A 17,164-nucleotide genomic window follows, 5' to 3' on the forward strand; every position below is an offset into this window, starting at 1 on the left:
GACTCCTCTTCCTGATTCATGAACGACTCCTATGACCGACCACGCCCGTCCCGGGACCATGACCAGGGTCTCTGCTGTCTTCATATGCCGCCAGGGCATTGAAGGCTCCGGATGGCAACGAGACCTCGCCCATGGGACCCTGCCTCAGTGACAGGAAGGTCAGCAGGAGCTGACGTTGCAAGCCGAACATCTGACCTTCCTGGGCCCTGGTGGTGTGATCATAGCCAAGCAGGTGGAGGGTGCCGTGAATGGTCAGAAGGAGCATCTCCTCCATCACCGAGTGCCCGGCCGCCTGCGCCTGCTGCGCCGCAACCCACGGGCAGATGACGATATCGCCCAGAATGCCCTCCACCTTCCGGCTCCCGTCACCGGGGCGAAGTTCATCCATGGGGAAGCTCATGACGTCGGTCGGCCCCTCAAGGTTCATCCATCGCTCATGCAGGGAGGCCATGGGGTCCGGATCGTTGAAGATGATTGTCATGTCGGATTGGGTGCTGACCTGCATCTGATCAAGTACCCAGACCCCCAGGTCCGAGAAGGTCTTTGCATCGATCTCCCACTGGGTTTCGTTGGTGACTTCGACGCTCATGCCTTGTCAGGCCTCCTATCTGCCTTTGCCCCCGCCTTGTCGTAGGCCTGTACGATCTTGCCCACCAGCCGGTTACGAACCACATCCCCTGCCTCCAGATGCACAAAGGCGATGTCGTCGATCCCGCCAAGAATCTCCTCGATGGTGGCGAGTCCTGATGTCGGCAAGCCCAGATCGACCTGGGTGATGTCGCCGGTGATGACCATCTTGGTATTGAATCCAAGCCTGGTCAGGAACATCTTCATCTGTTGGCGGGTGGTGTTCTGTGCCTCATCCAGGATGACGAAGGCATCGTTGAGGGTGCGGCCGCGCATGTATGCCAGGGGCGCCACCTCAATGGTCTCGTTGCTCAGATAATGGTGCATCCTCTCGGCGCCCAGCATGTCGGAGAGGGCATCATAGAGAGGCCTGAGATACGGATCCACCTTCTCATTCAGGGTCCCGGGCAGGAATCCGAGACTCTCACCGGCCTCGACCGCCGGGCGGGTGAGGATGATACGACTGACCTGCTTGGCCCTGAAGGCCTGCACCGCCTTGGCTACTGCCAGATAGGTCTTACCGGTTCCCGCCGGTCCGATACCGAAGGTGATGGTATGTGTCTGGATGGATGAGACATAGGCCATCTGGCCTGTGGTTTTGGGGCGGATGGGGCCTTTTGACGAGTACGCCAGGGGGTTTCTCATGACCGACGCCACGGAGAAGGTCGTCTCGGAAGGCGTTCCTTCGTCATATCCTGCCTGTCGGAGCGAGTCCCGGTGATCAGTATCCGGCGTCATACCATCAGCCACGTGCCCTCCTGGAATTCCATCGTCTCCATTCTGTCCCGGCTTCGTTCCGTTCCCTCCGGCTATTCCCTTATCCGTGGCACTGTCGAAGTTCCACGAGTCGGACTTCACTGCGGACTGGCTTTCGACATGAACACCGGAACCCCCGTTAGCAATACCTTCAGTCGCATGCCCGGCACCGCCCACTTCCCGGTCTTCATCTGCCGGCCGGACTCGCTCGGCAGCCATGCGGCCATTGTTCTCCTCACGACGGTCCCGGGGACCCCGACCTGATACGGAAACCGCGACGGCACCGGTCAGGGTGGAATCGCCCATACGACGGTGATCCAGGAGCCTGCCGACCTGGTCGGCATCCAATGGTGCCTGATAGGCGGCCTGAACCAGTTCGGCAAGCAGGTCGTATACCTGGCTGGCCTCCCTGTCCCCCCTTGGCTCGGTCGCGGTCAGAACGATCCTGTTCCCGCGAATCAGCGTATTCACATGAGGGAAGGCGCTTTCGATTCGACCCATAACCGCGTCACCAGGCCCCAGGACAAGAACAGGGTCGATTTCCGCCGGTATGTCAAGCGTTCGCGTCGTTACCGCCACGTCATTCTCTCCGTTGACTCGACACCCCTCACTCGGGCAGGACCTCACCTGTCAGGACGTGCGCATGGACATGGAAGACCGACTGTCCTGCATCCTCCCCCGAGTTGAAGATCAAACGATAAGCCCCATTGAACTCCTCGTCGGCGATGGACTGTGCCACCTCGACGATGTGGGCCAAGGTCTGAGGCTCGGCCTTGGCCAGCTCGGCCACATTGGCATAGTGGTTCCTGGGAACGACCAGAACATGGACCTTGGCCTTGGGATGGGCGTCCTGGAAGGCATAGACGCTCTCGTCCTCGTAGACCTTCCGGCTGGGAATATCACCTGCAACAATCCTGCAGAAGATGCAGTCATCGCCACGCGGGGAATCACTCATAGTCGCTCCTTGTCCGAACCCTGCCGAGTGTGAAATGCACTGTTCCCATCATATGGTTCTTGCCAGATATTTCGCCCGGATTGAAGCGTGGTCACCCCGGTCAGCCCTCCCAGCGACCAAGGGCTCCTGCCAGGAGGGACAGGGCGACCGGCCCCGCAGTCGAGGCTCGCATGATATTGGTACCCAAGGCGGTGGCTACGGCACCGGCCTCAATCATGGCCTGAACCTCCATCATGCTGATCCCCCCTTCCGGACCGATTACGACACGGACGCTTCCACCTTCAGCCATGTCGGCGACCTGGGCCTCGACATCCCTCCAGGCCATGGTGGCATCCTGGTGGAGCACCACCGTCAGATCACCTCTGGCAGCCGCCTCGCGGCAGTCCTGGATCAGAGACCGACTGGTCATGGCCTGTAGGAGTTCCGGCGTTATGGCACGTCTGGACTGCTCGGTCGCAGCATCCAGAACCTGACGCCACTTGCGATCGGTACGGCCTTCCTTCCATTTGGCGATGGACCTGTCTGCCTGCCAGGGACGGACCGCATCGACCCCGATCTGGGTCGCCATGTCTATGGCGCTCTCGTCGTGACCCCCTTTTGCCAGGGCCTGGACCAAGACCAGGGACACCCTGGGCCCGCTCTCCCGTCCCACGGCCGTCACTTCGACCAGACCGGTCGAAGCGTCCCTGATGATGGCCTGGAGCCTGAGCCCATGACCGTCGGAAAGTTGCAGCTCATTGCCTTCGGTCAGCCTCATCGATTGGATGGCATGCCGCCTGATGCGCGGGGGGAGCTCGAGTTTCCATCCCGTGTGCAGCTCGTCGCTTGCAAGGGGGGTGTCATCTTGTTGCGGGTCCAACAGGAAGAGTGGTGCAGTCATGCTTTCAGGCTACCGTTGGCGGTCGAAAACCGCTCCGACGAACGGTGTTTGCCAGGTGCCCGGCACCTGCTGATGCGACACGCAAACCCTGCCCCTATGCGAAACCGGCCGGAAGATGCTATAGTATCCTCTGTTGCGAAAACGCACCTGTCCGGGTGGCGGAATGGTAGACGCGCTAGCTTGAGGTGCTAGTGCCTATTTATACAGGCGTACGGGTTCAACTCCCGTTCCGGACACGAGTCAGCATCATCGGATTGAGATTCCCGATGGTGCTTTTTCCTTATAATCCGTCCTTTCCCGACGGAACGTGCCAAGATCAGACATCGTCTCTGATCCGGGCTTCGTCACGAAGGAGGAAGAACCATGCGCAGCGTTCGAATCAGGTCGGTCGACGACGACTGCCTTGAGGCATATACACACCTCACGGAAATGCAGCTGAGGAACAGGCTTGAACCAAGCAAGGGACTGTTCATCGCCGAGTCACCGAAGGTGATTGCCCGCGCCCTGGATGCAGGAGTGGAACCCATCTCCTTCCTGGTGGAGGAACCCTGGTTGGATGGGATGTCCAGCATGTTCAACCAGGTCGATACCGCTTTCGGACCGGATGTCCCCGTCTATGTGGCGAGTCCCGAGCAGTTGAAGTCCATCACAGGATATCGCCTCCACAGGGGTGCCCTGGCTGCCATGCGTCGGTGGCCCCTCCCCTCTGTGGACCAGCTGTGCAGGACCGCAACCAGGGTGGCCGTCATGGAGAACATCGTCGACCATACCAACGTCGGCGCGCTGATGCGGTCTGCGGCAGCCTTGGATGTGGACGCCGTCCTGGTGTCCCCGTCTTGCTCGGATCCGTTGTACAGGCGGGCAGCCCGGGTTTCCATGGGCACGGTCTTTCAGGTGCCCTGGACCCGAATCGGCGGGGATGACAAGAGCTACTGGCCGGTCCAGGGACTGGAGGACCTGCACCGTCTGGGCTTCACGACTGCCGCCATGGCCCTGAGTGACGACTCGATCAACCTCGACGACCTGACCGCACGCCTCTCCCCCCGTTCATCCCCTTCGGATCCCGGACACATCGACAAACTCGCCCTGGTCTTCGGCACAGAGGGTGACGGGCTGTCCAGACAGACCATAGCCCATGCCGACCTGACGGTGCGGATACCCATGAGCCACCATGTGGACAGTCTGAACGTCGCCGCCTCGAGCGCAGTGGCCTTCTACGCGACGCGCCCCTGATCTGATCCAGCCAGCACCCGACACACTCAGGAACCGAACCACATCAGCGAGACTACCGGCGGCACACCGACTATAAGGAAAGGCACCCATGCTGTTACGCAGCATGGGTGCCTTCTGCATAGGAGTCCCGGATCAGGCCTCGGATGGACTCGTCTGGTCTTCGTGGATGTAGTCGTCGCCGTCAACGGTGCCACGCCAGCGACCGATGGCCTTGAGGCCGTGGTACATGACCAGGGTGGCCACCGAGCCGATTGCAATGCCGTTGAAGCTGATTCCCGCAACCGCAAAGGTGAAGTCCGCGATGCCCACAATCATGACGATGGCACCAACGGTCATGTTGACCGACTTGCCGAAATCAACCTTGTTCTCCACCCAGATGCGGATGCCAAGCATGCCGATCATGCCGTACAGCATGGTTGTGACCCCGCCCAGAACACCGGCCGGAATGGTGTTGATGACAGCACCGAACTTGGGGCAGAGGCTGAGGAGGAAGGCGAAGAAGGCTGCACACCAGTAGGCGGCCGTGGAGTAGACCTTGGTGGCGGCCATAACACCGATATTCTCGGCATAGGTGGTGGTGCCCGACCCGCCGCCAAGTCCGGCGAAGAAGGTACCCAGACCGTCTGAAATCAGGGCCGTGCCTATTTGATCGTCATAGTCGCGCCCGGTCATCAGGGAGACCGACTTGACGTGGCCGATGTTCTCAGCGACCAGAACCAGAACGACCGGAATGAACATGGCCAGGACACTCATGTCGGCTTGCGGCAACTGGAAGTGAGGCAACCCGAGCCAAGCGGCCTCCTTTACAGCTGTAAAGTCCACCTCGCCTTGGGTTATGGCGAAGACATACCCCACCAGGACACCAAGAAGAATATTGAGCCGACCGATCAGCCCCTTGAAGAGGACAGAAATCAGCATAACTGCTACCAGAGTAACAAGCGCCGTCAAGGGTGCCGAGTTGAAGTTCTTCCAGGCTGAAGGGGCCAGATTGAACCCTATGATTGACACGATGGCTCCGGTGACCATGGGCGGCATGATCATATCGATCCACCTGGATCCTGCATAGTGCACGATGACACCAATCAGGAGCAGAAGAGCGCCCGTGACCATGATGCCGAAGGAGGCAACAGCCAGATCCTTGTGGGCGGTGGTAACCGCCGCAATCGGTGCAATGAAGCCGAAGGAACTTCCCAGATATGAGGGGAGCTTATTCTTGTTGATCAGCAGGAAGAGGGCCGTGGAAAAGGCCGTGAAGAAGAGTGTGGTCGACGGATCGAATCCGGTCAGAATCGGCACCAGGAAGGTCGATCCAAACATGGCTACGACATGCTGTGCGCCTATACCCGCTGTGCGCGGCCAGGTCAGTCGTTCATCCGGTTCCACGACTTCGCCGGGTGCCAGTGTCTTTCCGTCGCCGTGTAGTTTCCAGCCCATGGAAAATGACATATCGCGTGCTTTCTCTCATACGCCGTGCCGGTCACGGCGGACCGGAATCATCATTGTATTCGCTGGGTCGGACCTGGGCTCAGTCGTAAGTGGGCATGTTCTCGAAGTTGAAGCCGATGGCGGCCAGTTGCTCACGCCCGTCAGGGGTGATCATGTCCAGACTCCACCGCGGTGTCCAGGTCCAATCGATCCGGAATTCCTCGACCAGCCCCGCCAGGACGCTGGCGCACTGGTCCTCTATCAGGTCGGTCAGAGGGCAGGCCGGGGTAGTCAAGGTCATCGTGAAGATGGCGCGGCCCAGCTCGTCGATTTCGATTCCGTAGACCAGCCCAAGGTCCACCACATCGATACCCAATTCAGGGTCGATGACCTGGTGGAGGGCCTCACGCACATCCTGGGCTGTCGCCCGACCGATATCGTCAACGGCTTTCAGTGGAATGGCCGAGGTCTCTCCCCCCGGTTCCTCCGCAACCTGGTCGTCAGGGTCGGCACTCTCCTCGCCATGTGAACTCTCAGCCTTGTCCTTGGGCTGGTCCGCCTCCTTCTGGGATCCCACCGTGGAACGAACAGGTGCAGGATCGGACCTGGTTCCCATTCCCATGATGGACTCCGCCTGGGTGGGATTCTGTGCCAGGGCCCTGGCCTTTCCTTCATCGTCGATGGCACGGTTGACCGAAGCCAGGATGGAATCCTGTGGCTCTGGTACCAGATTGTCGGAAGAACTCATCACGCCTGCTCCTTTTACTTGTCCATATCCGTCAGAGCCCTGGCCACGGAGGCCTTCATGCCTTCCCAACCCAGAAGAGCGCACTTGATGCGCATGGGATATTTGGATACACCCTGGAAAACCACCGCGTCGCCAAGCTCCTCCTCGGCATCCTCTTCCTGGACACCCTCCCCGCGAGATTTCATAAGGGTGTGGAACTCCTGGGCGAGCCGCATGGCTTCGTCCACGGTTTTCCCCTCCACCAGATCCACCATGACCGAAAGGCTGGCCTGGGAGATGGAGCACCCGTCTCCTTGCCAGACGATTCGCCTGATGGACTTTGGCTGACCGTCCGTGCCATCGGATACCTCGACATGGATGGTGGCGTGGTCGCCACAGGTGGGGTTGAACTGATGGGACTCGGCAGGCACGCAGTACTCATGCTCAACCTTCATGGTCACATCAGCATCAGGGTCGGATGAGACTGACTGGTCTTCCGGCACACGTCCATGGGGATCCCTGGCCGCCTCCAGGATGACCTCCTGATACATCTGCTCCAGTTCCCGATCGCTCATGCCAAAATCTGCCATGCCTTCAACCTACCTGCATTGCTGGTTTTTCACCTGTCACTGTGCCCCTGGTGAACGTTCAATCCGCCTTGAAGAAGCTCCTGACCCCGGAGACGGCTTCAAGCAGGGCATCCGTATCGGCCATCGTATTGTAGACCCCGGTCGAAGCCCTGTTCGAAGCGTACACCCCGAAGTGCCTATGAACCGGTTGGGCACAGTGGTGTCCAACCCGGATGGCGATGCCTCTGGAGTCGATGAACTGCCCCACATCGTGAGGATGGACACCCTTCACGTCGAAGGAAACCGTACCGATGCGGTTCTCGGCGGAAGTGGGGCCAAGAATCCTGACTCCTTCCAACTGCCCCAATCTGAGCAGCCCCTTGGTGATGGCGGCCTCGTGGGAGGCAATCCGATCCATGCCGATGGCACGCAGCCAGTCGGCGGCCACACCCGCACCAATCACTTGTGCAACCGGCTGGGTACCTGCCTCGAACCGGGCGGGAGGATTCATATACCGGGCAGGCCTGTCCGTATACGCCAGCTCAACCATGGACCCGCCGAACGATGCAGGGGGCAGAGCCTCAAGCAGCTCGCGACGGCCATACAGGAAGCCGACCCCGGTTGGACCGTACATCTTGTGGGAGCTCCATACCGCGAAATCAACACCCAGGCCATGCAGGTCGACCGGCAGGTGGGGCACCGACTGGCAGATGTCCAGAATCACCAGGGCACCAACCTGATGGGCTCTCCTGACAATTGGGGCGATATCGGTAACTGCGCCGGTCACATTGCTGACATGGGTCACAGCCACCACCTTGGTACGCTCGGTGATGACCTCATCGGCCGTGTCCGCCATGATTCTGCCCTGATCGTCCAAATCAAAGGTCTTCAGGACGGCTGACGTGCGGTATGCAAGCTCCTGAAAAGGAAGGAGAACGGAGTGGTGCTCGGCCTTGCTGGTCACAATCTCATCGCCCGGGTGCAAGGCAAATCTCTGAGCGGCCTTCCCACCCCTCCCCTGAGTTGCATTGCCAAAGGCCGTGGCAAGGAGATTGAGAGCAGCCGTGGCCCCGGCGGTGATGACAATCTCCTCACCGCCATCCTGCGATTCCGCCCCTACCAGTTTCGCCACCTTGGCCCGGGATTCCTCGAAGGCCAAGGTGCTGCGGGCGGCCAACTCATGAGCCCCTCGGTGCACACCCGCATTGTCATGCAGGTAGAAATCCCGCTCCGCATCTACAACACACAGCGGTTTTTGGGCGGTCGCTGCCGAATCCAGATAGACCAGAGGGTGCCCGTGTACTTCCTGATCCAGGATCGGGAACTGACTCCGAATCTGTGCCTCATCAACCATTCCGCACCTCCATCCCTTGACCGCCGCTCAATGTCAGGCCAGTGCCGATTCCGAATCGGAGCCTTCAGGAAGGTACTGGTCGTACCCGGTCTCCTCCAGGGTGTCGGCAAGTTCGGGGCCGCCGGTCTTGACGAAGTGCCCCTGGGCGAAGACGTGGACGATATCGGGCTTGATGTACTTGAGGATACGGGTGTAATGGGTCACCATCAGGATGCCCAAACCTGTGTTCTCCTTGGCCCTGTTGACCCCCTCCGAAACAATGCGCAGGGCGTCCACGTCAAGACCAGAGTCGGTCTCATCCAGAACGGCGAACTTGGGCTTGAGAAGCTCCAGCTGGAGTACCTCGGCCCTCTTCTTCTCACCTCCGGAGAAGCCCTCGTTTACCGAGCGCTGGGCGAATTTAGGATCCATCTTCAACTTCTTCATGGCGGCGTTCAGGTCCTTGGCCCATGTCCGTACGGCCGGCGCCTTTCCGTCAACCTCCGTCTTGGCGGTCCGGAGGAAGTTGGTCATGGAGACTCCGGGCACCTCAACCGGGTACTGCATGGCCAGGAACAGCCCTGCCTTGGCCCGTTCATCCGGGGTCATCTTCAGGATGTCCTCCCCGTCCAGGAGGGCCTGACCGGAATCCACCTCATACTTGGGATGCCCGGCCAGGGTGTAGGCGAGGGTGGACTTGCCCGAACCATTGGGCCCCATGATGGCGTGGGTCTCACCCGAGCGAACCGTCAGTGTGGCCCCCTTGAGGATCTGTTTGCGACCCTCCTTGGTCTCGACCGAGGCGTACAGATCCTTGATTTCCAGTGTTGACATGTCAGTTCTCCTCCAAAACGTGCTGCATCTCTTCGTCTTCGCCCTTGGCCAGTCTGCGGTCAATCACACCCATCAGGTGGTCGGAGACACTGGGAACGCCAATCTCCTCCACCAGTTCACCGAAGAACCCGCGCACAACCAGTTTGCGGGCCTCCTTTTCGGGTACGCCTCTCGACTGGAGATAGAACAGCTCCTCGTCATCGAAGCGGCCAACCGAGCTGGCATGGCCGGCGCCGATGATGTTCCCGTTCTCGATTTCCAGGTTGGGTTCGGAGTCCGCAATGGCCCCGGGGGTCAGTACCAGGTTCCGGTTGAGCTCATACGAGTCGGTACCGGGGGCCGTGGGCTTGATGAGGGCATTGCCCACCCAGGTGGAGTGGGCCCTAGCCCCGTCGAGAGCTCCCTTGTATACCACTCGGGACTTGCACTCGGGGTGGTTGTGGACCACCATGGTCCGGTGCTCGATGTGCTGGCCGGGATCGACGAAGTAGATGCCCAGCATGTTCAGGTCGCTCTGTTCCCCGCCGAAGTCCTGGTCCATACGCAGACGGACGAAGTCACCACCCAGGGTGACCACGGAGTGCCGCAGTGTGGCCCCGGATCCGACATGGATGCGGTGGTTGCCCACGTGCTTCGATCCGGCCGCCCACTCCTGAATGAAGGTGGTGGAGACATGGGAGTCTTTTCCTGTGACAATCTCCGTGCCTTCGGCCAGCCTGGCCTGGCCTGTGTGTTCCACCACCAGGTCGGCACTGGCTTCGTCGTCGGCCCGGATGACCAGATGGAAGGCGTCAAGGTCCATTCCTCCGCCCTGGATCTGCACCAGAACAGGTTGGTCCAGACGTCCACGGAGGCTGACCACCGTGGCCTCGCTTCCGCTGGCCCATTCCACGGCCGCCGCACGGTCGCTGGGCTTGAGTACGGAACCACAGGGGTCCTGGCCCATGGGAACGTTGGATACGCTCACCTGGTCTGGGTCAACAGGGGTTCCGTCCATCATGGTGACCGTCACCGCCGTCAGGCCACTGGGCTTGAATACCTGGAAGAACTCCCCTATGCGGTCGATCGGTGTGAATCGCCAGTCATCCTGCTTGGCGGTGGGGACCACGAAATCATCCGGGTCGAAGGAGCGCGGCTCCTTGTCGGCGCTGGATGGCATGGTCGCCGGAATGGCATAGGGGTCCTTTGGATCCGCCCTGGGAATCGTAATTTCGCTTGTCTGTGACATCAGCCTACCGAACCCTCCATCTGCAATTCGACCAAGCGGTTGAGCTCAAGTGCATATTCCATGGGCAGCTCGCGGGAAATCGGTTCAACGAAACCTCGAACAATCATGCCCATTGCCTCCTTTTCCTCCAGACCGCGACTCATCAGGTAGAAGAGCTGGTCCTCTGAGACCTTGGATACGGTTGCCTCATGAGCCATGGAGACGTCATCTTCACGGACATCAACGTGAGGGTAGGTATCGGAGCGCGAGTAGTCGTCGACCAGCAAGGCATCGCAGACCACCGACGAGGATGACTTCTCTGCGCCCTTGACGATTTTGACCAGGCCGCGATAGGCCGCCCTTCCGCCGTTACGCGAAATGGACTTCGAGACGATGGTCGACGAGGTATGGGGCGCCAGATGAATCATCTTGGCACCGGTGTCCTGGTATTGCCCCTTGCCCGCGAAGCCCAGGGATAGGGTCTCGGCCTTGGCGTAAGGCTCGGCCAGGATGCAGGCTGGGTACTTCATGGTGGCCTTGGAGCCGATGTTTCCGTCCACCCATTCCATGGTGCCGCCCTCACGGACATAGGCACGTTGTGTCACCAGGTTGTAGACGTTGTTGGACCAGTTCTGGACCGTGGTGTACCGCACCCGGGCATGAGGCTCGACGATGATCTCGACGATGGCCGCATGAAGGGAATCGGTCGAGTATATGGGAGCCGTGCAACCTTCGACGTAATGGACATATGACCCTTCGTCGGCAATGATCAGAGTCCGCTCGAACTGACCCATGTTCGGGGTGTTGATACGGAAGTAGGCCTGGAGGGGGATGTCCACGTGGACCCCCTTCGGCACATACACGAAGGAACCGCCGGACCAGGCCGCCGTGTTCAGGGCGGCGAACTTGTTGTCATCCGGGGGAATGACCGTGCCGAAGTACTTCTTGAAGAGATCGGGATGCTTCTGAAGGGCGGTGTCCGTATCCAGGAAAATGACACCCTGCTTTTCCAGGTCGTCACGGATGGAGTTGTAGATCACCTCGGACTCGTACTGGGCCGCGACCCCCGAGACCAGGCGGTTCTTCTCGGCTTCAGGGATGCCAAGTCGATCATACGTGTTGCGAATATCGTCAGGAAGCTCCTCCCAGGACTTGGCCTGTTCCTTGAGGGGCTTGACGTAGTACTTGAAGTCATCTGCATTGAATCCCGACAGGTCCACGCCCCAGTCCGGCATGGGCTTCTCCATGAAGGACCTGTAGCCCTTCAGCCTCATCTCGAGCATCCATGCAGGCTCGCCCTTGTCGGCCGAGATGGCACGGACGACGTTCTCGTCGATTCCCTTGTGGGCGGCTTCTCCGGCCTTGTCCGAATCGTGCCAGCCATAGTTGTACTCGCCGAACTGCGAGATGATTTCGTCGTCCTCTTTGATTTTATCTTCATTGACACGGGTGCGATCCGCCACGTACTGGCTCATCTCCACATCCCGTGATGTGTCCGTCTGCTGCGAGGTATTATCCACGAGCTCAGACCTCCTCACACATGTATTGTCGCTTGCCGACGACCGCCTACGTTTTCAAGGATAAACAACCTGAACTTGACCCGCCAGATTGAGGTTACGCTCTATAGGGAATTAAGTCACATTTATGACCCGAAGATACCCAAAAGGCCCGAATAGCGATTTCGCCCGTCCTCGAATCGGAGAACGGGCGGAATCGTCGTATGGTCTGTGCCGTACAGGAATCAGTCAGCTGCCTGCTGGTGCTCGATGCTGGCCTTTACCAGACCAGCAAAGAGCGGGTGGGGCTTGGTCGGACGGGACTTGAACTCCGGGTGGGCCTGGGTGCCCACATAGAAGGGGTGCCGGTCCTTGGGAAGCTCCACGAACTCCGTCAGCTGACCGTCAGGGCTGGTGCCTGAGATGTGCAGGCCGGCCTTGTCCAGATCCTGCTTGTAGGCCACGCTGACCTCATAGCGGTGGCGGTGGCGCTCCGATACCTCGGTCTTCCCGTAGAGCTCAGCAACCAGTGAGTCCTGGCGAAGAATGGCAGGGTAAGCACCCAGACGCATGGTATGGCCCATGTCACCGTGTCCGGCAACGATGTCCTTCTGCTCCTCCATCGTGGCGATGACCGGATGCTCGCAGTTCGGTTCGAATTCGGAGGAGTTGGCATCCTCCAGACCCAGGACGTGGCGGGCATACTCAATGACCATGGACTGCAGGCCCAGGCAGATTCCCAGAGCGGGCAGCTTGGTTTCACGGGCATAGCGGAGAGCGCCGAGTTTGCCTTCGATGCCTCGTACGCCGAATCCACCGGGAATGACGATTCCATCCACTCCCTGCAAAGCCTCGCGAGCGCCATCCATGGTCTCGCAGGAGTCGGCGGTAACCAGTTTGACGTCGACCTTGGCCCAGTTGGCGAACCCACCGGCCTTTATGGCCTCGATCACCGAAAGATAGGCATCGGGCAGGTCGATGTACTTGCCGACAATCGCCACGGTGACCCGGTTGCGGGGATTATGGACACGTTCCAGGAGGTCCTCCCACTCGTTCCAATCCACGTCATGGAAGGGAAGCTCAAGCTTGCGGACAACATAGGCATCCAGACCCTCCGAGTACAGGATCTTCGGTACGTCATAGATGCTGGGGGCGTCCACGCAGTTGACCACACCTTCGGCATCGACATCGCACATAAGCGAAATCTTGTCCTTGATGGACTGGCTCAGAGGACGGTCCGACCGGAGGACCAGGGCATCGGGGGCGATGCCCAACTGGCGCAGGGCCATGACCGAATGCTGGGTGGGCTTGGTCTTCAGCTCATGGGCAGCAGCGATGTAAGGAACCAGCGAAACATGGACGAACATGCAGTTGTCCGCCCCGATGTCGCGCCTGACCTCACGGGCCGCCTCCATGAACGGCTGTGATTCGATGTCACCTACCGTGCCGCCGATCTCGGTGATGATCACATCCACGTCATCACCGGCCTGGGCTCGCATGCGGCTCTTGATCTCGTTGGTGACGTGAGGGATGACCTGGACGCACTGCCCCAGGTACTCGCCGGCACGCTCCTTGCGGAGGACGGACTGGTATATCTGCCCGGTGGTCACATTGGCCTTCTGGGAGAGGAAGACATCCAGGAATCGCTCGTAGTGGCCGATGTCCAAATCGGTCTCGGCCCCATCCTCGGTCACGTAGACCTCACCATGCTGGAAGGGGTTCATGGTACCGGGATCAACGTTGATATAGGGATCCAGCTTCTGCTGAAGGACCCGGATTCCGCGGCTTCTCAACAGCCTGCCGAGGGAGGACGCAGTCAGTCCCTTGCCCAGCGAAGAAACGACGCCACCGGTGACGAAAATGTGCTTTGTGATATGCCCTTGCGAATTTCCATGTTCTCTGACCATGGAACTTCAGCCTATCAGGTATGGCAGACGACGACGCGGCGATGAGCCCCTCCCCCGGTCATCTCCCCTGGATATGCCTGGCAAGGTACTGCCCGGTAAGGGAAACCCGACTTGCGCAGACTGTTTCAGGTCTCCCTGTGGCGACAATCATGCCACCTTCTTCTCCTCCACCGGGACCCATGTCAATCACATAATCGGCATTGGCGATCATATCCAGGTCATGCTCGATGAACACCACCGTGGCTCCCCTGTCGACCAGGCGCTCCAGGACCCCGATCAGCGTACGGACGTCCAGGGGATGGAGGCCGGTCGTTGGCTCATCCAGAACAAAGAGGGAGGTGTTCTGCCTCCGCCCGAGTTCATTGGAGAGCTTGAGCCGCTGGGCCTCGCCACCGGATAATGAAGGCGTATCCTCTCCCAGGGTCAGATAGCCCAGACCAAGATCGTTCAGGATGCGCAGGGATCGGTGGATGCTTGGGTACTCACCCGCATCAGCTCCCCTGGAACCGGCGGCAGCGAAGACCTCCATGGCCTCCCCGACCTCCATGGAGAGGAGGTCTGTCAGACTCATGGGGTCGGGATGGGCCTTGGTGGACATCCTTATCCGTTCGATTTCAGGCTTGAACCGGCTTCCCCGGCAGGTTGGGCAGGTGATGGGAATATCCGGAAGGAACTGCACATCAAGGCTGATCTGCCCCGTCCCTTCGCATTGCGGGCACCTGAGCGATCCTGTGTTGTAGGAGAAGTCCGAGAGCCTGTACCCCGCCTCATGGGCGGCGGCGGTTTTCGAGAAGAGACGTCGCAGATGATCCATGATGCCCGAATAGGTTGCCACGGTGGACCTGACGTTGATTCCGATGGGTGAGGAATCGACCAGCCTGACCCGATCTATGCCGGATGACGATATGGACTTGACCGACTCCGGCAGGGACCGTCCTTCCTGTATGGCTTGGAGAGCAGGTACCAGGCATTCCAAGACCATGGTCGTTTTCCCTGAGCCGGACACCCCTGTCACAGCCGTCATGCGGCCCCGGGGTATGGCCACATCCAGCGGCCGGACCGTATGGATGGGGCCGGTACTCATCCGGATCCAGTCGCAGGAGGCGGCACGGGACGAATCACTGTGGGTTCGTTTTCCCCCGGTACTCACCGACCCTTGTTCCCCGTTTTCATCGGTTGACAGGGGTGTCGGTGAAGCCGGAATGTCCCGGTGCTCTCTGACCAGAACCTCTTCTCGCCCGTTTAAGAAGCCACCTATGCGGGACTCGGGGGCGTCCTCCACCTGCTCGGGAGTGCCTTGCGCTATCACCCTGCCACCCTTGCTACCGGCACCGGGTCCCATCTCGATGAAGTAGTCGGCCGCTGCGAGGACCGATACGTCATGATCCACGAAAACCACCGAGTTTCCACTGGCCAGGAGATCACGCATGACCCCAATGAGACCTTCGATATTGGCCGGATGAAGACCTGTCGAGGGTTCATCAAGAACATAGAGGACACCGGTTGTCTCGTTGCGGACAGCGCGGGAGAGCTGGGTACGTTGCCGTTCCCCCGTCGACAGGGAGACGGTGGACCTGTCCAGGGTCAGGTACCCGAGGCCCAGTTGCAGCAGGCGGCGACCCATATTTTGCAGTGTATCCGCCAAGGACCGCGCCATCGCTTGCATTGACTCAGGTAAGGTGGCGGGAAGGTTCTCGGACCAGTGGAGCACCCTCCTCAACGGCCAGGAGGTGACCGCGGCCAGGTTGTCCTGCCCTATCCGCGGCCGTCGAGCAACCTCGTTGAGGCGACTTCCACCACAGTCCGGGCAGGTCCTTTCGGTCAGGAACTTCGCCACCTTGGACAGGCGTTTGTCATCGGTGGCACGTTTGAGTTCCTCGGTCACCGTCAATCTTGCGTTACGGAAGGTGAAGTCCAGCTCATGGACCCCTTTGACGGAGGTGATGGTGATGTGCTTCTTTTCGGAAGGACCGTTGAAGACGATCTCCTTCTCGTCAGCCGTCAGGTCCTTCCAGGGCACATCAGTACGCACCCCGAATTCTCGGACGATATCAGGCTGGACGTTGAAACCGAATGTCCTCCAGGGAACCACCGCACCCTGATCGATGGTCAGATCCTGGTCAGGAACCAACGTGGCGTCATCCACTTCCCGAACCGTCCCCGTTCCCTGGCAGGTCGGGCAGGCGCCCAGTGAGTTAAACGCCAGTTCCTCGGCGCTGGGGGCTTGGACGCGCTCCCCGCAGACCGGGCAGATGATGGGCATTTCAGCCGCCACTCGCATGGTGGGTTCCTGATAATGTCCGTTGGGGCAGACGTGCGAGGCCAGTCGGGAAAACATGAGCCGGAGAACATTGAGGAGTTCGGTGGAAGTCCCGAAGGTCGAGCGCATCCCACCAGCCCCCGGGCGCTGTCTGAGCGCCAATGCCGGAGGGAGGAAACGAACGGAGTCGACCTCGGGCCGCTGGGCCTGGGTCATCCTTCTTCGGGTATAGGTTGACAGGGATTCCAAATATCGCCTTGAGCCTTCTGCATAGAGGACTCCAAGTGCCAGTGATGACTTGCCTGAACCCGATACCCCGGCGATACCGACCAGGCGGTTCAGGGGTATATCAAGATTCAGACCACGAAGGTTGTGGACCCGGGCACCCCTGACCTGAATGGTCTTCGGCACCCTTGCCGGTTGCTCACCTGTTGGCGCGGGCAGCCCGTCCGCCGATCCTCCGGCCCTCCCGCCGGACCTTGGCAACCCCGGCACTGGACTTCACGACCTCTCGATGAGGTGGGCCACCGATTCAAGGGCCAAACGGTACCCATAGAATCCCAAGCCTGTAATGGTGCCGGTGGCCACCGGTGATATGACACTATGCCGACGGAAGGCTTCGCGGGAAGCGGGATTGGAAATGTGCACCTCCATCAGAGGCAGCCCGGCTTCGGTCACCTGGGCGGCCGCATCGGCCAGGCCATAGCTGTAATGGGTGAAGGCCGCCGGGTTCATGACCACCGGGGTTCGCTCATCGACCGCTTGGTGCATCCAGGAGATGACCTGGCCCTCGTCGTCGGACTGACGCACTTCCACGTCCAGGCCCAGCTCACTCCCCCAGGTCGTGCAGTCTCTGCGGAGCGCTTCCAGGTCCAGATGTCCATAGACATCAGGTTCCCTGACACCCAACCTGCCCAGGTTCGGACCATTGACCACAACGACCCTGGTACCCATA

15 protein-coding genes and 1 tRNA gene are annotated in these 17,164 nt (G+C 60.0%); 2 read left to right on the forward strand and 14 right to left on the reverse strand.

Annotated elements, in window-relative coordinates; all coding sequences use genetic code 11:
- Window positions 1-16 precede the first annotated feature (16 nt).
- The 4 genes from ybeY to BINDI_RS03615 all read right to left on the reverse strand — a co-directional run bounded on the left by ybeY (window position 17) and on the right by BINDI_RS03615 (window position 3,218).
- A complete protein-coding gene (ybeY, locus tag BINDI_RS03600; protein ID WP_051875652.1) occupies window positions 17-589 on the reverse strand; it encodes an rRNA maturation RNase YbeY in 573 nt (190 codons plus the stop codon).
- Window positions 586-1,884 (reverse strand): PhoH family protein, encoded by a 1,299-nt coding sequence (locus BINDI_RS07665; RefSeq protein WP_237742920.1) that lies wholly within the window; start codon window positions 1,882-1,884, stop codon window positions 586-588. Before BINDI_RS07665 ends, ybeY begins: the two co-directional genes overlap by 4 nt.
- Window positions 1,885-1,990: 106 nt before the next feature.
- On the reverse strand, window positions 1,991-2,338 hold the full coding sequence (locus tag BINDI_RS03610) for a histidine triad nucleotide-binding protein (protein ID WP_033490140.1): 348 nt from the start codon (window positions 2,336-2,338) through the stop codon (window positions 1,991-1,993).
- Window positions 2,339-2,438: 100 nt separating this feature from the next.
- Complete coding sequence (locus BINDI_RS03615) at window positions 2,439-3,218, reverse strand: 16S rRNA (uracil(1498)-N(3))-methyltransferase (protein ID WP_033490142.1); 780 nt, start codon at window positions 3,216-3,218, stop codon at window positions 2,439-2,441.
- 149 nt (window positions 3,219-3,367) lie between these two features.
- On the opposite strand from BINDI_RS03615, the gene BINDI_RS03620 reads away from it, so the two are divergent.
- Both BINDI_RS03620 and BINDI_RS03625 read left to right on the forward strand, forming a co-directional pair.
- Window positions 3,368-3,454 (forward strand) — tRNA-Leu (locus BINDI_RS03620).
- Window positions 3,455-3,581: 127 nt separating this feature from the next.
- Window positions 3,582-4,451 carry a TrmH family RNA methyltransferase gene (locus BINDI_RS03625; RefSeq protein WP_033490144.1) on the forward strand — a complete coding sequence of 290 codons (870 nt, stop codon included), beginning with the start codon at window positions 3,582-3,584 and terminating at the stop codon, window positions 4,449-4,451.
- 132 nt (window positions 4,452-4,583) lie between these two features.
- On the opposite strand, the gene BINDI_RS03630 is transcribed toward BINDI_RS03625, so the two are convergent.
- The 10 genes from BINDI_RS03630 to aroQ form a co-directional block, all read right to left on the reverse strand.
- Window positions 4,584-5,897 (reverse strand): uracil-xanthine permease family protein, encoded by a 1,314-nt coding sequence (locus tag BINDI_RS03630; protein WP_033490146.1) that lies wholly within the window; start codon window positions 5,895-5,897, stop codon window positions 4,584-4,586.
- A gap of 79 nt (window positions 5,898-5,976) precedes the next feature.
- Window positions 5,977-6,624 carry a metal-sulfur cluster assembly factor gene (locus tag BINDI_RS03635; RefSeq protein WP_033490148.1) on the reverse strand — a complete coding sequence of 216 codons (648 nt, stop codon included), beginning with the start codon at window positions 6,622-6,624 and terminating at the stop codon, window positions 5,977-5,979.
- A 14-nt stretch (window positions 6,625-6,638) separates the two neighbouring features.
- Entirely contained in the window at window positions 6,639-7,193 is a 555-nt protein-coding gene (sufU, locus tag BINDI_RS03640) for a Fe-S cluster assembly sulfur transfer protein SufU (RefSeq protein WP_033490150.1), read from the reverse strand.
- Window positions 7,194-7,251: 58 nt separating this feature from the next.
- Complete coding sequence (locus BINDI_RS03645; RefSeq protein WP_033490152.1) at window positions 7,252-8,526, reverse strand: SufS family cysteine desulfurase; 1,275 nt, start codon at window positions 8,524-8,526, stop codon at window positions 7,252-7,254.
- A gap of 33 nt (window positions 8,527-8,559) precedes the next feature.
- Window positions 8,560-9,339, reverse strand: coding sequence for a Fe-S cluster assembly ATPase SufC (gene sufC / locus BINDI_RS03650; protein WP_033490154.1), 780 nt, complete (start codon window positions 9,337-9,339; stop codon window positions 8,560-8,562).
- A 1-nt stretch (window position 9,340) separates the two neighbouring features.
- Complete coding sequence (gene sufD, locus BINDI_RS03655) at window positions 9,341-10,567, reverse strand: Fe-S cluster assembly protein SufD (protein ID WP_033490156.1); 1,227 nt, start codon at window positions 10,565-10,567, stop codon at window positions 9,341-9,343.
- Entirely contained in the window at window positions 10,567-12,021 is a 1,455-nt protein-coding gene (gene sufB / locus BINDI_RS03660; protein WP_052108919.1) for a Fe-S cluster assembly protein SufB, read from the reverse strand. Before sufB ends, sufD begins: the two co-directional genes overlap by 1 nt.
- A gap of 266 nt (window positions 12,022-12,287) precedes the next feature.
- The gene (pyrG, locus tag BINDI_RS03665; protein ID WP_033490160.1) at window positions 12,288-13,949 is read right to left on the reverse strand and encodes a CTP synthase; all 1,662 of its coding nucleotides are present in this window, start codon (window positions 13,947-13,949) and stop codon (window positions 12,288-12,290) included.
- Between the two features lie 58 nt (window positions 13,950-14,007).
- Window positions 14,008-16,620 carry an excinuclease ABC subunit UvrA gene (locus tag BINDI_RS03670; protein ID WP_033490162.1) on the reverse strand — a complete coding sequence of 871 codons (2,613 nt, stop codon included), beginning with the start codon at window positions 16,618-16,620 and terminating at the stop codon, window positions 14,008-14,010.
- A gap of 90 nt (window positions 16,621-16,710) precedes the next feature.
- Window positions 16,711-17,163 (reverse strand): type II 3-dehydroquinate dehydratase, encoded by a 453-nt coding sequence (gene aroQ / locus BINDI_RS03675; RefSeq protein ID WP_033490884.1) that lies wholly within the window; start codon window positions 17,161-17,163, stop codon window positions 16,711-16,713.
- Window position 17,164: the final 1 nt, after the last annotated feature.

Origin of the sequence: Bifidobacterium [indicum] DSM 20214 = LMG 11587 (assembly GCF_000706765.1) — a bacterium.
Taxonomy (GTDB): Bacteria; Actinomycetota; Actinomycetes; order Actinomycetales; family Bifidobacteriaceae; genus Bombiscardovia; species Bombiscardovia coryneformis.

Bases quoted from the DNA above. Each gene is read 5' to 3' on its own strand.
- ybeY (WP_051875652.1), bottom strand. From the start codon at position 589: ATGAGCGTCGAAGTCACCAACGAAACCCAGTGGGAGATCGATGCAAAG.
- sufC (WP_033490154.1), bottom strand. From the start codon at position 9,339: ATGTCAACACTGGAAATCAAGGATCTGTACGCCTCGGTCGAGACCAAG.
- sufD (WP_033490156.1), bottom strand. From the start codon at position 10,567: ATGTCACAGACAAGCGAAATTACGATTCCCAGGGCGGATCCAAAGGAC.
- sufU (WP_033490150.1), bottom strand. From the start codon at position 7,193: ATGGCAGATTTTGGCATGAGCGATCGGGAACTGGAGCAGATGTATCAG.
- aroQ (WP_033490884.1), bottom strand. From the start codon at position 17,163: ATGGGTACCAGGGTCGTTGTGGTCAATGGTCCGAACCTGGGCAGGTTG.
- BINDI_RS03645 (WP_033490152.1), bottom strand. From the start codon at position 8,526: ATGGTTGATGAGGCACAGATTCGGAGTCAGTTCCCGATCCTGGATCAG.
- BINDI_RS07665 (WP_237742920.1), bottom strand. From the start codon at position 1,884: ATGGGTCGAATCGAAAGCGCCTTCCCTCATGTGAATACGCTGATTCGC.
- BINDI_RS03615 (WP_033490142.1), bottom strand. From the start codon at position 3,218: ATGACTGCACCACTCTTCCTGTTGGACCCGCAACAAGATGACACCCCC.
- BINDI_RS03635 (WP_033490148.1), bottom strand. From the start codon at position 6,624: ATGAGTTCTTCCGACAATCTGGTACCAGAGCCACAGGATTCCATCCTG.
- BINDI_RS03625 (WP_033490144.1), top strand. From the start codon at position 3,582: ATGCGCAGCGTTCGAATCAGGTCGGTCGACGACGACTGCCTTGAGGCA.
- pyrG (WP_033490160.1), bottom strand. From the start codon at position 13,949: ATGGTCAGAGAACATGGAAATTCGCAAGGGCATATCACAAAGCACATT.
- BINDI_RS03630 (WP_033490146.1), bottom strand. From the start codon at position 5,897: ATGTCATTTTCCATGGGCTGGAAACTACACGGCGACGGAAAGACACTG.
- sufB (WP_052108919.1), bottom strand. From the start codon at position 12,021: ATGAGCCAGTACGTGGCGGATCGCACCCGTGTCAATGAAGATAAAATC.
- BINDI_RS03610 (WP_033490140.1), bottom strand. From the start codon at position 2,338: ATGAGTGATTCCCCGCGTGGCGATGACTGCATCTTCTGCAGGATTGTT.